The organism is Streptomyces sp. NPDC058246, from assembly GCF_042881985.1.
Lineage (GTDB): Bacteria > Actinomycetota > Actinomycetes > Streptomycetales > Streptomycetaceae > Streptomyces.
In genome coordinates this window covers 1-13628 of sequence record NZ_JBHVWZ010000053.1, presented here as the reverse complement: position 1 = coordinate 13628, position 13628 = coordinate 1, and the positions used below count along the sequence as shown (strand labels likewise).

At 69.4% G+C, this 13628-nt stretch carries 9 protein-coding genes; 6 read left to right on the top strand and 3 right to left on the bottom strand.

Translation table 11 applies throughout. The annotated features are described in order from the left end of the window. Positions 1-157 precede the first annotated feature (157 nt). From ACFVXA_RS39545 to ACFVXA_RS39525, 5 genes are all read left to right on the top strand, one after another. Positions 158-2197, top strand: coding sequence for a thioredoxin domain-containing protein (locus ACFVXA_RS39545; protein WP_383747593.1), 2040 nt, complete (start codon positions 158-160; stop codon positions 2195-2197). Between the two features lie 190 nt (positions 2198-2387). Next, positions 2388-3650 (top strand): glycosyltransferase, encoded by a 1263-nt coding sequence (locus tag ACFVXA_RS39540; RefSeq protein WP_362032559.1) that lies wholly within the window; start codon positions 2388-2390, stop codon positions 3648-3650. Further along, on the top strand, positions 3647-5305 hold the full coding sequence (locus tag ACFVXA_RS39535) for an ArnT family glycosyltransferase (protein ID WP_390028658.1): 1659 nt from the start codon (positions 3647-3649) through the stop codon (positions 5303-5305). The genes ACFVXA_RS39540 and ACFVXA_RS39535 overlap by 4 nt, the downstream gene beginning before the upstream one ends. Then, positions 5302-6513, top strand: a complete 1212-nt coding sequence (locus ACFVXA_RS39530) for a glycosyltransferase family 2 protein (protein WP_362032553.1) — start codon at positions 5302-5304, stop codon at positions 6511-6513. Before ACFVXA_RS39535 ends, ACFVXA_RS39530 begins: the two co-directional genes overlap by 4 nt. Beyond that, positions 6510-8921, top strand: coding sequence for a galactose oxidase-like domain-containing protein (locus ACFVXA_RS39525; protein WP_390028657.1), 2412 nt, complete (start codon positions 6510-6512; stop codon positions 8919-8921). The genes ACFVXA_RS39530 and ACFVXA_RS39525 overlap by 4 nt, the downstream gene beginning before the upstream one ends. Here the strand turns inward: ACFVXA_RS39525 and ACFVXA_RS39520 are convergent. The 3 genes from ACFVXA_RS39520 to ACFVXA_RS39510 form a co-directional block, all read right to left on the bottom strand. Continuing rightward, complete coding sequence (locus ACFVXA_RS39520; protein ID WP_383747587.1) at positions 8918-9649, bottom strand: Mut7-C RNAse domain-containing protein; 732 nt, start codon at positions 9647-9649, stop codon at positions 8918-8920. The two genes, ACFVXA_RS39525 and ACFVXA_RS39520, sit on opposite strands and share 4 nt — an antisense overlap. A 55-nt stretch (positions 9650-9704) precedes the next feature. Then, positions 9705-10337 carry a TetR/AcrR family transcriptional regulator gene (locus ACFVXA_RS39515; RefSeq protein WP_384403761.1) on the bottom strand — a complete coding sequence of 211 codons (633 nt, stop codon included), beginning with the start codon at positions 10335-10337 and terminating at the stop codon, positions 9705-9707. 241 nt (positions 10338-10578) lie between these two features. Further along, positions 10579-11307 carry a hemolysin III family protein gene (locus tag ACFVXA_RS39510; RefSeq protein WP_362032541.1) on the bottom strand — a complete coding sequence of 243 codons (729 nt, stop codon included), beginning with the start codon at positions 11305-11307 and terminating at the stop codon, positions 10579-10581. Positions 11308-11627: 320 nt separating this feature from the next. Between ACFVXA_RS39510 and ACFVXA_RS39505 the strand changes: the two genes are divergently transcribed. Next, the gene (locus ACFVXA_RS39505; protein ID WP_384025790.1) at positions 11628-13460 is read left to right on the top strand and encodes a phosphoenolpyruvate carboxykinase (GTP); all 1833 of its coding nucleotides are present in this window, start codon (positions 11628-11630) and stop codon (positions 13458-13460) included. The last annotated feature ends 168 nt before the right edge of the window (positions 13461-13628 follow it).

Below are 13628 nucleotides of genomic sequence, written 5' to 3'. Positions count from 1 at the left end.
TGTCGCCGTCAAGTGTCCTGCGTGAGGGACGTCCGCGCGAGGGTGCGGGCGGATCATCACGGTGCCTTCGCGAGGCGGTTCGTCACGGCGCCCTCCGCGGGGAGGATCATCACGGTGCCTTCGCCGTTCGCGGGGAGCGGTGCGCGAGGATGGGGGTATGCCGAACCGACTGGCCCATGAGACGTCCCCTTACCTCCTCCAGCACGCCGACAACCCCGTCGACTGGTGGCCCTGGTCGGCCGAGGCCTTCGACGAGGCCCGCAAGAGCAACAAACCGGTCCTGCTCAGCGTCGGATACAGCAGCTGCCACTGGTGTCACGTCATGGCGGGCGAGTCCTTCGAGGACGAGGCGACCGCCGCCTACATGAACGAGCACTTCGTCAATATCAAGGTCGACCGCGAGGAGCGGCCGGACGTCGACGCCGTCTACATGGAGGCCGTGCAGGCGGCGACGGGCCAGGGCGGCTGGCCCATGACCGTGTTCCTCACCCCGGACGCCGAGCCCTTCTACTTCGGTACGTACTTCCCGCCCGCCCCCCGCCACGGCATGCCCTCCTTCCGGCAGGTCCTGGAGGGCGTGCGCGGCGCCTGGACCGACCGGCGGGACGAGGTCGCCGAGGTCGCGGGGAAGATCGTGCGCGACCTCGCCGGACGGGAGATGAGCTTCGGAGATTCCCAGGTGCCCGGCGAGGAGGAGCAGGCGCAGGCGCTGCTCGGGCTCACCCGGGAGTACGACGCCACACGCGGCGGATTCGGCGGGGCGCCCAAGTTCCCGCCGTCCATGGTGATCGAGTTCCTGCTGCGGCACCACGCGCGCACCGGCTCCGAGGGCGCCCTCCAGATGGCGGCCGACACCTGCGAGCACATGGCGCGCGGGGGCATCTACGACCAGCTCGGCGGCGGCTTCGCCCGCTACTCCGTCGACCGCGAGTGGGTGGTGCCCCACTTCGAGAAGATGCTCTACGACAACGCCCTGCTCTGCCGCGTCTACGCCCACCTGTGGCGGGCCACCGGTTCCGAGCTCGCCCGCCGGGTCGCCCTGGAGACCGCGGACTTCCTGGTGCGGGAACTGCGCACCAACGAGGGCGGGTTCGCCTCCGCCCTCGACGCCGACAGCGACGACGGGACCGGCAGGCACGTCGAGGGCGCCTACTACGTCTGGACGCCCGAGCAGCTCCGCGAGGTCCTCGGCGAGGACGCCGAACTCGCCGCCCACCACTTCGGGGTGACCGAGGAGGGCACCTTCGAGGAGGGCGCCTCCGTCCTCCAACTCCCGCAGCACGACGGCGTCTTCGACGCCGAGAAGATCGCCTCGATTCACCGGCGGCTGCTCGCCGCGCGTGCCCAGCGCCCCGCTCCGGGCCGCGACGACAAGGTGGTGGCCGCCTGGAACGGGCTCGCCGTCGCGGCCCTCGCCGAGACCGGCGCCTACTTCGAGCGCCCCGACCTGGTGGACGCCGCGATCGGCGCCGCCGACCTCCTCGTACGCCTGCACATGGACGATCGCGCGCGGCTCGCCCGTACCAGCAAGGACGGTCAAGTCGGCGCCAACTCGGGAGTGCTGGAGGACTACGCGGATGTCGCCGAGGGATTCCTCGCGCTCGCGTCCGTCACCGGGGAAGGGGTCTGGCTGGAGTTCGCCGGGTTCCTGCTCGACCATGTGCTCGTGCAGTTCACGGACGCCGAGTCGGGTGCGCTGTACGACACGGCCGCCGACGCCGAGCGGTTGATTCGCCGTCCGCAGGATCCCACCGACAACGCCACACCCTCCGGGTGGAGCGCGGCGGCCGGGGCGCTGCTGTCGTACGCCGCACAGACCGGTGCGGAGCCCCATCGCGCCGCCGCCGAGCGGGCGTTGGGCGTCGTGAAGGCGCTCGGCCCGCGCGCGCCCCGTTTCATCGGCTGGGGTCTCGCGGTGTCCGAGGCGCTCCTCGACGGGCCGCGCGAGGTCGCGATCGTGGGCCCGGAAGGTGACCCGGCGACAAAAACCCTGCTCCGCACGGCACTTCTGGGCACCGCCCCGGGGGCCGTGGTCGCCGTGGGCGCGCCGGAGAGTGACGAACTGCCCCTGCTCGTGGGCCGCCCACTGGTGGACGGAAGGCCGGCCGCGTATGTCTGCCGTAACTTCACCTGCGACGCTCCGACATCGGATGTCCAGCGGCTGAAGGACGCGCTCGGCAGCGTAAACGCCCGCTGAAACAGTCACTCGTGGCCGGGAAACCTCCGACGTAGCCGGATACATCCCCTTCTTGCACTGAGGATTCCGAAACACTCTATTTATCTGAAGAGCCCATGGGCTTCACAGTTCCCCCCTAGTCTCTCCACGGTGACGCGACAGGTGTGACTCACTGTCGCGACAGGGGGTTTTGGGGATCTGGGGGGATCTGTTGCTCACGTCTGTCTTCATCGCTGCCGTTTCGCTCGCGCTCTTCTGGATGGCGGCCTTCACCTTGTGGTGGCAGATGCACGCGTGGCGTACGCCCGAGGTGCTGGCCTCCACCCGGTTCAGCAGTCCGGACGGCGGTGAGAGCCTCGCCTTCTCGCTGCTGCTGCCCGCGCGGCACGAGCAGGCCGTGCTCGACCACACGATCCAGCGGCTGCTGGAGTCCAGTCACACCGACTTCGAGATCATCGTGATCGTCGGCCACGACGACCCGGAGACCACCGCGGTCGCCCGGGCCGCCGAGGAGCGCGACCCGCGCGTGCGCGTAGTCGTCGACCATCACGAGAAGAAGAACAAGCCGAAGGCCATGAACACGGCCCTGCCGCACTGCCGCGGCGAGGTGGTCGGCGTCTTCGACGCCGAGGACCAGGTCCATCCGGAGCTGCTCGCCCACGTGGACCACGCGTTCCGCACGACGGGCGCGGACGTCGTCCAGGGCGGCGTCCAGCTCATCAACTTCACCTCCAGCTGGTACAGCCTGCGCAACTGCCTGGAGTACTTCTTCTGGTTCCGCTCCCGGCTGCACCTGCACGCGCAGAAGGGCTTCATCCCGCTCGGCGGCAACACCGTCTTCGTACGGACACAAGTCCTGCGGGAGGCCGACGGCTGGGATCCCGACTGCCTTGCCGAGGACTGCGATCTGGGCGTACGGCTCTCCAGCGTCGGCAAGAAGGTCGTCGTCGCCTACGACTCCGACATGGTGACCCGGGAGGAGACGCCGGGCAGCCTGATGTCACTGATGAAGCAGCGCACCCGCTGGAACCAGGGCTTCCTCCAGGTCTACCGGAAGAAGGACTGGACGCGACTGCCGGGCTTCGGACAGCGGTTGCTCGCCCGCTACACGCTCATGACGCCGTACCTGCAAGCCGTCTCCGGCGTGGTCATCCCGCTCAACGTGGCCATCGCGCTCTTCCTCGACGTGCCCGTCGGCATCGCCTTCATCACCTTCCTGCCGGCCGTGACCGCCCTGGTCACCTTTGTCTTCGAGCTCGTCGGACTGCACGACTTCGGCAAGCAGTACGGGCTTCGGGTCCGCTTCGTCCACTACCTGAAGCTCATCGTCGGCGGTCCCTTCTACCAGGTGCTGCTCGCGGGCGCCGCCGTACGCGCAGTGTGGCGCGAGCAACGGGGGCGCAACGACTGGGAGTTGACCAGTCATGTCGGCGCGCATCTCACCGAAGTGATCCGAGAGGACGTTCCTGCGTGACCTCCACTCTTGACGCGGCGACCACACCCACGGTCCCCGCGCAGCGGCCTCGTGCGCCCAAATTCGTCCCCGACTCCCTTCCGGCGCCGCGTTTTCGCAGCTCGCGGTCCGATCTGCTGCTGTGCGCCGCGCTGCTCGTGGCGATCATGGTCGTCCAGGGCTGGAACATCGCCGACTACCCGACGCTCAGCGACGACGAGGGCACCTACCTCGCCCAGGCCTGGGCCGTGCAGCAGGGCAACGGCCTGGCCCACTACACGTACTGGTACGACCACCCGCCGCTCGGCTGGATCCAGATCGCCGCCCTGACCTGGATCCCGGCCCACATCAGCCCGTCCCTGATGACCGTCGGCTCGATGCGCGTCGCGATGCTGCTGATCAGCGCCATCAGCGCGGTCCTGGTGTACGTCCTCGCGCGCCGCCTCTCGCTGCCGCGGTGGGCCGCCGGGCTCGCGATGGTGCTCTTCGGACTCTCGCCGCTGTCGGTCGTGCTCCAGCGGGAGATCTTCCTCGACAACATCGCGGTGATGTGGACGCTGCTGGCGTTCTGCCTGGCCGCGTCGCCGAGCCGCCATCTCTGGCACCACTTCGGGGCGGGCCTGGCGGCCGCGGCGGCCGTGCTCACCAAAGAGACGATGCTCGTCATCCTGCCCGCGCTGCTGGTCACCATGTGGCGCCACGGCCACCGCGACACCCGGAAGTTCGCGCTAACCGGAGCGATCACCGCCTGCGTCCTGATCGGGATGGCGTACCCGCTCTTCGCCCTGCTCAAGGGCGAGTTGTTCCCGGGCGCGGGCCATGTCTCACTCTGGGACGGCATCACCTACCAGATGAGCCGCCCCGGCTCCGGCTTCATCCTCGACCCGGGCACCGGCTCGTACGGCGTCCTCCGGTCCTGGCTGTACTACGACCGCGTACTGCCCCTCGGCGGTCTCGCCGGAGCGCTCCTGCTCCTGGTCACCTGGCGCTGGTCGGTGACCGCACGCGCCCTGGCAGGGCCCGCGCTGACCGTGGCGATCCTCGCCCTGGTGGCGATGCGCCCGAGCGGCTACCTGCCCGCGATGTACGTCATCCAGGCCCTGCCGTTCCTCGCGCTCGTCCTCGCCGGAGGCACCGCGAGCGTCGCCCACGCGGGGCTGCGCAGATGGCGGAGCGAGGAGGAGAAGACGTACGTCACCTGGGGGCGCCGCGGTCTCGCGGCCGTGCTCGTGGTGGCGGCGGGCGCCTATGTCGTGCCCCGCTGGTACGACGGCGACCGCACCGCGGTGACCGCCGACGCCAACGCCCCCTACCGGGCGGCCTCTTCCTGGCTGAAGACCGAGGTGAAGGACCCGGAGGACACCCGGGTCCTCGTCGACGACGCGCTCTGGCTCGACCTCGTGCACGACGGCTACCGGCCCGGGCTCGGTGTCATCTGGTTCTACAAGGCCGACCTCGACCCCGCGGTGACCAAGACGCTGCCGCACGGCTGGCGCGACCTCGACTATGTCGTCGCCTCCCCGACGGTACGGCGCGACGCGGTCGACCTGCCCAACGTCAAGGCGGCGATGGAGCACTCGACCCCGGTCGCCACCTTCGGCAAGGGCGCCGACCGGATCGAAATCAGGCAGATCGACGACACCACCACCACGGTGAGCTCCGGAGGCAGTCGATGAGCAGTTTCGAGAGCACTGTCCCCGACGAGCTGGGTGATCCCGCCGTACGCGCCGCCGAGGTCCCGGAGCCCGGCGCGGTCACCATCGTCGTACCGACCTACAACGAGTCGGCGAACATCAGAGAGCTGCTGCACCAGATCACCGAGTCGGTGCCGGCCCGGCTGCCCTGCGAGGTCGTCTTCGTGGACGACTCCACGGACGACACGCCCGCCGTGATCCACGAGGCGGCGAAGGACTGCCCCTTCCCGGTCACCGTCCTGCACCGGGAGGAGCCGGTCGGCGGGCTCGGCGGGGCGGTCGTCGAGGGGATGAAGGCGGCCGGGTCGGACTGGATCGTCGTCATGGACGGCGACTGCCAGCATCCGCCGTCCCTGGTACCGGAGCTGGTGGCCACCGGTGAGCGGTCGAACGCCGGGCTCGTCGTCGCCAGCCGCTACATCAAGGGCGGCAGCCGCGAAGGACTCGCGGGCGGCTACCGCATCGCCGTCTCGCGCGGCGCGACCTGGCTGACGAAGACGCTGTTCCCGCGCAGACTGCACGGCATCAGCGACCCGATGAGCGGCTTCTTCGCGATCCGCCGCAGCGTGGTCACCGCCGAGGCGCTCCAGCCGCTCGGCTACAAGATCCTCCTCGAACTCGCCGTGCGCAGCCGCCCCCGTCAGGTCACCGAGGTGCCGTTCGTCTTCCAGGACCGGTTCGCGGGCGAGTCCAAGTCGACCGCGCAGGAGGGCTTCCGTTTCCTGCGCCACCTCGTCGGGCTGCGCACCGCCTCGCCGGTCGCGCGGATGGTGGTCTTCGGCCTGATCGGCGCCACCGGCTTCGTGCCGAACCTGCTCGGCCTGTACGCGCTGACCGCCGCCGGACTGCACTACGTACCGGCGGAGATCCTCGCCAACCAGCTCGGCGTCGCCTGGAACTTCCTGCTCATCGAGCACCTGCTCTTCCGCGAGCGCCGCAAGCACCGCACCTGGTGGGACCGCGTCGGCCGGTTCGCGCTGCTCGCCAACGCCGATCTGGTGCTGCGCATCCCGCTGATCGCGCTCTTCGTCGACCACTTCGGGATGGGCGCACTCTCCGCCACCGCGCTCGCGCTGGTGACGACCTTCGTCCTGCGCTTCGTGGGGACCGAAGCGCTGGTCTATCTGCCGCGCCGCAGCGGGAAGTCCGCGGGCGGGAGCGGCGGCCGCACAGCAAGGAGAGCCGCATGAGATACGTGGCACGACCGCGTCGCAGAACCTCACTACTGGCCGTGGCGGGCCTCGCCGCCGGGCTGCTGCTGGTCTCGCCGCAGCCCGCGTCCGCCGCCAACCTCGTCAAGAACCCGGGCTTCGAGACCGCCGGCACGGACGGGATGCCGTACTGCTGGGAGAAGTCCGGCTGGGGCGACAACGACTTCACCTTCTCCACCGTCGCCGACTCCCACTCCGGCACCAAGGCCATGAAGGTCTCGCTGACCCGGCGCGTGAGCGGTGACCGCAAGGCGCTGATCACCGAGTCCACCGACTGCGCGCCGGTGGTCACCGCGGGCAAGCAGTACGACCTCGGGCTCTGGTACAAGACGACGACTCCCGACGCCGCGATCACACTCTTCCGGCACGACACGACGGCCGGCTGGCAGTACTGGACCGACCTCAAGATGCTCGACATGGCGGGGAGTTGGACGCAGGCGAGCGTCCGCACGCCCGCGGTCCCGGCCGGTACCGACCGCATCACCTGGGGCGTCTCGGTGTACGGCACCGGCTCGGCGACCACCGACGACTACACGATGGACCAGGTCTCCGACCCGATCCCGCCGGCCACCTGCACCGGAACCGCCGAGGAGTGCGCCAACGGCAAGTGGACGGTGCTGCCCACGCAGAACCCGGTCCGCTCCATGCACTCCGTGGTCCTCAACAACGGCAAGGTGCTGCTGATCGCCGGGTCCGGCAACAGCGAGGAGAACTTCAACGCGGGCACGTTCACCAGCGCGGTCTACGACCCGGCGAACGGCACGTACAAGGTGATCCCCACGCCCAAGGACATGTTCTGCGCGGGACACGTCCAGCTGTCCGACGGGCGGGTGCTGGTGATGAGCGGCAACAAGGCGTTCCCGGTGGCGGGCGGCCACGGCTACGAGGGCTACAAGGACTCGTACGTCTTCGACCCCGTCACCGAGACGTACAGCAGGACGAACGACCTGAACGACGGGCACTGGTATCCGTCCGCCACCGAGCTGGGCAACGGCGACATCATCTCCTTCGGCGGTCTGCGCGAGGACTCCACCGGCTCGGTGACCGCCGAGCGCTGGTCGGCCGCCCAGCAGCGGTGGCTGCCGCTGTGGCAGGTCAACCAGACATGGTCGTACTGGGGTCTCTACCCGTCGATGATCCTGATGCAGGACGGGCGGCTCTTCTACTCCGGCAGCCATGTCTTCGGCAACGGCACCCCGGGTACGGGTTCGGCGATCTACGACTACGACGCCAACACCACGACGGCGATCCCGGGGCTCCAGAACAAGGACCAGCGCGACCAGTCCGCGAGCGTGCTGCTGCCTCCGGCCCAGGACCAGAAGGTCCTGACCATCGGCGGCGGCAACATCGACTCCAACCCGGACGCGAACCGGCTCACCGACATCATCGACCTCAAGGCCGCCAACCCGACGTACACGGTCGGCCCGCAGATCCCGCAGGGCACGGTGGACCTCGGCAACGGCAAGGTCGCCGAGACCGGAAGCCAGGGCAAGATGTACGTCTCCGCCGTGCTGCTGCCCGACGGAAAGGTCCTGGAGACGGGCGGCGGACTGCACAACCGCGCCAACCCCGTCTACGAGGCGTCGATCTTCGACCCGGCGACCACGGCCTTCGACCCGGTGGCCGCGGACCCGGAGGCCCGCGGCTACCACTCCTCCGCGTTCCTGCTGCCCGACGGCCGGGTGATGGCCACCGGCGACAACCCGGGCAACGGCACCTGGAACCACAACGTGTCCATCTACACCCCGCCCTACCTGCTCAAGGGCACCCGTCCGACGATCACCTCGGTGATCGACAACGAGTGGGTGTACGGGGACACGCAGCGCATCACCGTCGACCGGCCCATCGTGAAGGCCGAGCTGATCCGCCCGGCCGCGGTGACGCACTCGTCCGACCCGAACCAGCGGTTCGTGGACCTGCCGCTGAGCGTGGACGGCAACAACGTCGACCTGAACGTGACGAGCAACCCGAACATGGCGCCGCCCGGCTGGTACATGCTCTTCGCGGTCGACGCCAACGGGGTGCCCTCGGTCGCCAAGTGGGTCCACCTCCAGGGTCCGTCCGCGCTCGCCACGGACACCGCCTCGGCACACGTCCACTCCTTCGCCGACTCCCCGGAGGGGAAGGTCACGAAGCCGGGCAAGAAGCGGAGCTCGCAGCAAGTGAGCACCACGATCTCCGGCTGCGACCGGCACTACGGGACGATCAACGTCTGCGTGCCGACGGTCTTCCCGGACGAGGTGAAGAAGACGACGGCCGCGCGGTGCGCGTGGCTGAAGACGAACGACTACGGGCGGCTGAGGGTCAACGGGAAGGACGATCCGCTGGGTCTGGACCCGAACGGGGACGGAATCGCCTGCGGGAAGGGCGACGTGAGGAAGAGCTAGCTCTTGCGCGCGAACTCGGACAGGGCGCGCTCCACGATGGCCTCCAGGCGGTCGTGGTGCGCGCCCTTCCAGTAGGCGCGCCCGCACTCCTCGCAGCGCGCGAAGACGTCGTACGACCGCTGCGTGCCGCCTTCCAGCTGGTCGGCGACCTGCTCCTTGGTGGCGTCCTCGAGCAGGCCGTTGCACGCCGTGCAGCGTGTCCAGGGCTTCAGCTCGGGCGCGAACCGGCCGAGGACGTCACGGAGTTGGTCGTCGGGCCGGGTGCTGTAGACGAAGCCGCCCGCCCACAGCTCGCGGCGGCGCAGCAGTCCGCGGTCGCGGCTGAGCATGACGCGCCGCTCGGCCGCCGAACGGGCGGCGAGTGCCGGGTCGCCGATGTCCGTGGACTCGTACGCCGCGTCGACACCGAGGAGGCGCAGACGGCGCGCGAGCGTGCCGAGGTGGACGTCGAGGAGGAAGCGGAGCGGGGCGCCGGGGATCCGCTGCGGACGCTCGACCGCGCGTACCTCCACGATCTCTCCGGCCGCCGGGATGTGTGCGAACGGCACCTCCCGGCCGTCCACGACCAGGGCGCCGACCTCGGTCAGCGGGACGCCGAGCGACTCGACGACATGGCCGAGCGTGGAGGAGCCGTCGGTGCCGACCGGGGTGGCACCCGTGCGTCGCCCGTGCGGGACGAACAACCCCAGGTCGGGGGCGAATTCGACGTGGATCTCCGGACCGTTCACGCGGCCAGGATGTCATGCGGGGGGCGCCGGTGGCCTCCGGGTTTCCGGCAGGGCGTCAGGGCGTCAGCCCGTTCTCCAGGACGTCCATGGCGCGGTCGACGAGGTCGGCGAGGTCATCCTGGTGGCCGCCCTCGGCCCAGTACAGGGAGACCTCCATCAGGCCGCCGATCAGCGACATCGCGAACACCCGCACTTCCAGGTCGTCCGGATCCTTGCCGGTGCGCTCCGCGATCACCCGGCACAGCACGCGGCCGGTCACCGACATGCTCTCCATCATCCGGGAGCGGACGGCGGGCACGTCGACCATCAGCCGGGTCCGCAGCCGGGACACGTCGGGCTCCTCGGCGAACCCGATACCGATGGCCCTGCGCACCGCGTACCGCAGGGAATCCATCCACGGCTCGTCCGCCGGCCGGCAGCGCAGCTCCTCCTCCATGACCGGGTCGTACTCGTCGGTGAGGACGATGTCCTCCTTGGTCGGGAAGTAGCGGAACACCGTGGACGGGGAGACCTCGGCCGCCTCCGCGATCTGCTCGATGGTCGTCGCGTCGTACCCCTGCTCCTGGATCAGCCGGTACGTCGCCTCGCGGATCGCGATACGGGTCTTGATCTTCTTCCGTTCGCGGAGCCCCGGCCGGGGCTCCGCGGCGGGGGTGGAACTCTGTGCGGTGGCGGCCATGGTGCTCATTGTCCGGCATCGGCGGGAGCCGGGACCAGGGCGGTGTCCTCCTTCGGCGCCGGGCCGGCCGGCCCCGGGCCGGGCAGGGGCGCCCCCGCCGACAGCGCCGCACCGCCTCATCCTGATGGAGAGTCCCCCATTAAATGAGAGCTCCTCTCAAAAGAATCCAGCTGTCAATTGGGTTGATGTGCCAGAGCATGGAAAAGGCCGCGGCTGGCAGCCGCGGCCTGGGACGAGCTGGTCGGAAGGGCTACGCGTGCTGGTAGGCCACCAGTGAGATCCCGACGTAGTGCACGACGAACGCCGCAAGGGTCAGGGAGTGGAAGACCTCGTGGAAGCCGAACCAGCTCGGGGACGGGTTGGGGCGCTTGATCCCGTAGATCACGCCGCCCGCGCTGTAGAGCAGTCCGCCGACGACCACCAGGACGAGGACGGCGATCCCGCCCGTCCGCATGAAGTCCGGCAGGAAGAAGACGGCCGCCCAGCCCATCGCGATGTAGCAGGGGGTGTAGAGCCAGCGCGGGGCGCCGACCCAGAACACCCGGAAGGCGATCCCGACCGCCGCCGCGGCCCAGATGCTCCACAGGAGCCACTGGCCCTTGGCCTCCGGGAGCAGCAGCATCGTCAGCGGTGTGTAGGTGCCCGCGATGATCAGGAAGATGTTCGCGTGGTCGAGTCTGCGCAGCACGCCGTCCATGCGCGGGCTCCAGTTGCCCCGGTGGTAGAGCGCGCTCACGCCGAACAGCAGGCAGGCCGTCAGGGCGAAGATCCCGCAGGCGATGCGGCCGCGGGTCGAGCTCGCGAGAGCGGTGAGCACCAGGCCCGCGACGAGTGCGGCCGGGAACATGCCGAGGTGCAGCCAGCCCCGGAGTTTGGGCTTGATCTCGTCCGGAACGGAGGGGTGCGGCACGGAGAGCGCGCCGGGACCGCGGCCGGCGGCCGGCGAGTCCATGGGCGCGTCGGGGACGGGCGCAGTCATGGGCGAATCCTACCTACGGAACCGTAAGTTACGTGTCAGTACGGCGTCAGAACCGCCAGGAGTGGCCATGTTCTCACGCGGGTGGCCGGGTGCCCCAGGGGTACCCGGAGTGAACCCGGAGTGTGCGGACGGAAACCTTCCGGCGAGTGGCGATGCTCACTCCGCTCACGTGTGAGGTCCTCTGGACATATGGGCGGATCAGTCGGATGATCAAATGAGTGCGGTCGGCACCGGATGAGCGCCAGAGATCGACCACGTGAAGCATCCGGGTCGCAGCCCCCACGGGGCACAACAACAAAACCCCTCATTTAGGAGCAATCGTGGCGCGCGACATCGCGGCTCCCACTACGGTCCCCACCCAGCACAAAGAACTGATCTCGTGGGTCAACGAGATCGCCGAACTGACCCAGCCGGACAGCGTGGTCTGGTGTGACGGATCCGAAGCCGAATACGAGCGACTGAGCGAGGAGCTCGTCCGCAAGGGCACCTTCAAGAAGCTCGATCCGATCAAGCGCCCCAACTCCTACTACGCCGCTTCCGACCCGACCGATGTCGCGCGGGTCGAGGACCGGACGTTCATCTGCTCCGAGAAGGAAGAGGACGCGGGCCCGACCAACCACTGGAAAGCCCCCGCCGAGATGCGGGAGATCTTCCAGGGCACCGGCGGCGAGGGCGGCGTCTTCCGCGGCTCGATGAAGGGCCGGACGATGTACGTCGTCCCGTTCTGCATGGGCCCGCTCGGCTCGGACCTCTCCGCGATCGGCGTCGAGATCACCGACTCCGCCTACGTCGCCGTGTCCATGCGCACCATGACCCGCATGGGACAGCCGGTCCTCGACGAACTCGGCACCGACGGCTTCTTCGTGCGTGCTGTGCACACGCTCGGAGCGCCGCTGGCCGAGGGCGAGGCTGACGTGCCGTGGCCGTGCAACTCCACGAAGTACATCTCCCACTTCCCGGAGTCCCGCGAGATCTGGTCGTACGGCTCGGGCTACGGCGGCAACGCGCTGCTCGGCAAGAAGTGCTACGCCCTGCGCATAGCGTCCGTCATGGCGCGCGACGAGGGCTGGCTCGCCGAGCACATGCTCATCCTGAAGCTGACCCCGCCGCAGGGCGAGTCCAAGTACGTCGCCGCCGCCTTCCCGAGCGCCTGCGGCAAGACGAACCTCGCCATGCTGGAACCCACGGTCTCCGGCTGGACGGTCGAGACGATCGGTGACGACATCGCCTGGATGCGGTTCGGCGAGGACGGCCGGCTGTACGCGATCAACCCCGAGGCCGGATTCTTCGGCGTCGCGCCCGGCACCGGTGAGCACACCAACGCCAACGCGATGAAGACGCTGTGGGGCAACTCCGTCTTCACCAACGTCGCGCTCACCGACGACAACGACGTCTGGTGGGAGGGCATGACGGAGGAGACTCCGGCCCACCTGACCGACTGGAAGGGCAACGACTGGACGCCGGAGTCCGGCACTCCGGCCGCGCACCCCAACGCCCGCTTCACGGTCCCCGCCTCGCAGTGCCCGATCATCGCGCCCGAGTGGGAGGACCCGAGGGGTGTGCCGATCTCGGCGATCCTCTTCGGCGGACGCCGCGCCACCGCGGTCCCGCTGGTGACCGAGTCCTTCGACTGGAACCACGGCGTCTTCCTCGGCGCGAACGTCGCCTCCGAGAAGACCGCCGCCGCCGAGGGCAAGGTCGGCGAGCTGCGCCGCGACCCGTTCGCCATGCTGCCGTTCTGCGGCTACAACATGGGCGACTACATGGGTCACTGGATCGACGTCGCCAAGGACAAGGACCAGGCGAAGCTCCCGAAGATCTACTACGTGAACTGGTTCCGCAAGAACGAGGCGGGCAAGTTCGTGTGGCCGGGCTTCGGCGAGAACAGCCGCGTCCTGAAGTGGATCGTGGACCGGCTCGACGGCAGGGCCGAGGGTGTCGAGACACCGATCGGCGTTCTGCCGGCCAAGGGCGCCCTGGACACCAAGGGGCTCGAACTGTCCGAGTCCGAGCTCGACTTCCTGCTCGGCGTCGACAAGGACGTGTGGCGCGAGGAGGCCGCGCTGATCCCCGAGCACCTCAACACCTTCGGTGACCACACGCCGAAGGAACTGTGGGACGAGTACCGCGCGCTGGTGCAGCGCCTGGGCTAGGCCCCACGCGGGCCGAGCCTTCGCGGTCTACGCCCGCCCTCGACTCCGCGGCCGGTCCGGCTTGCCCTGACCTGCGACGTCGTCTCGACCGGCCGCGGTGACGCCGGCGCCGGGAGTTTTTCGCCCCCGCCAAAAGATTGCGCAGTTCCCCGCGCCCCTGGACAGGGG

Bases quoted from the DNA above. Each gene is read 5' to 3' on its own strand.
- ACFVXA_RS39545 (WP_383747593.1), top strand. From the start codon at position 158: ATGCCGAACCGACTGGCCCATGAGACGTCCCCTTACCTCCTCCAGCAC.
- ACFVXA_RS39530 (WP_362032553.1), top strand. From the start codon at position 5,302: ATGAGCAGTTTCGAGAGCACTGTCCCCGACGAGCTGGGTGATCCCGCC.
- ACFVXA_RS39525 (WP_390028657.1), top strand. From the start codon at position 6,510: ATGAGATACGTGGCACGACCGCGTCGCAGAACCTCACTACTGGCCGTG.
- ACFVXA_RS39515 (WP_384403761.1), bottom strand. From the start codon at position 10,337: ATGAGCACCATGGCCGCCACCGCACAGAGTTCCACCCCCGCCGCGGAG.
- ACFVXA_RS39510 (WP_362032541.1), bottom strand. From the start codon at position 11,307: ATGACTGCGCCCGTCCCCGACGCGCCCATGGACTCGCCGGCCGCCGGC.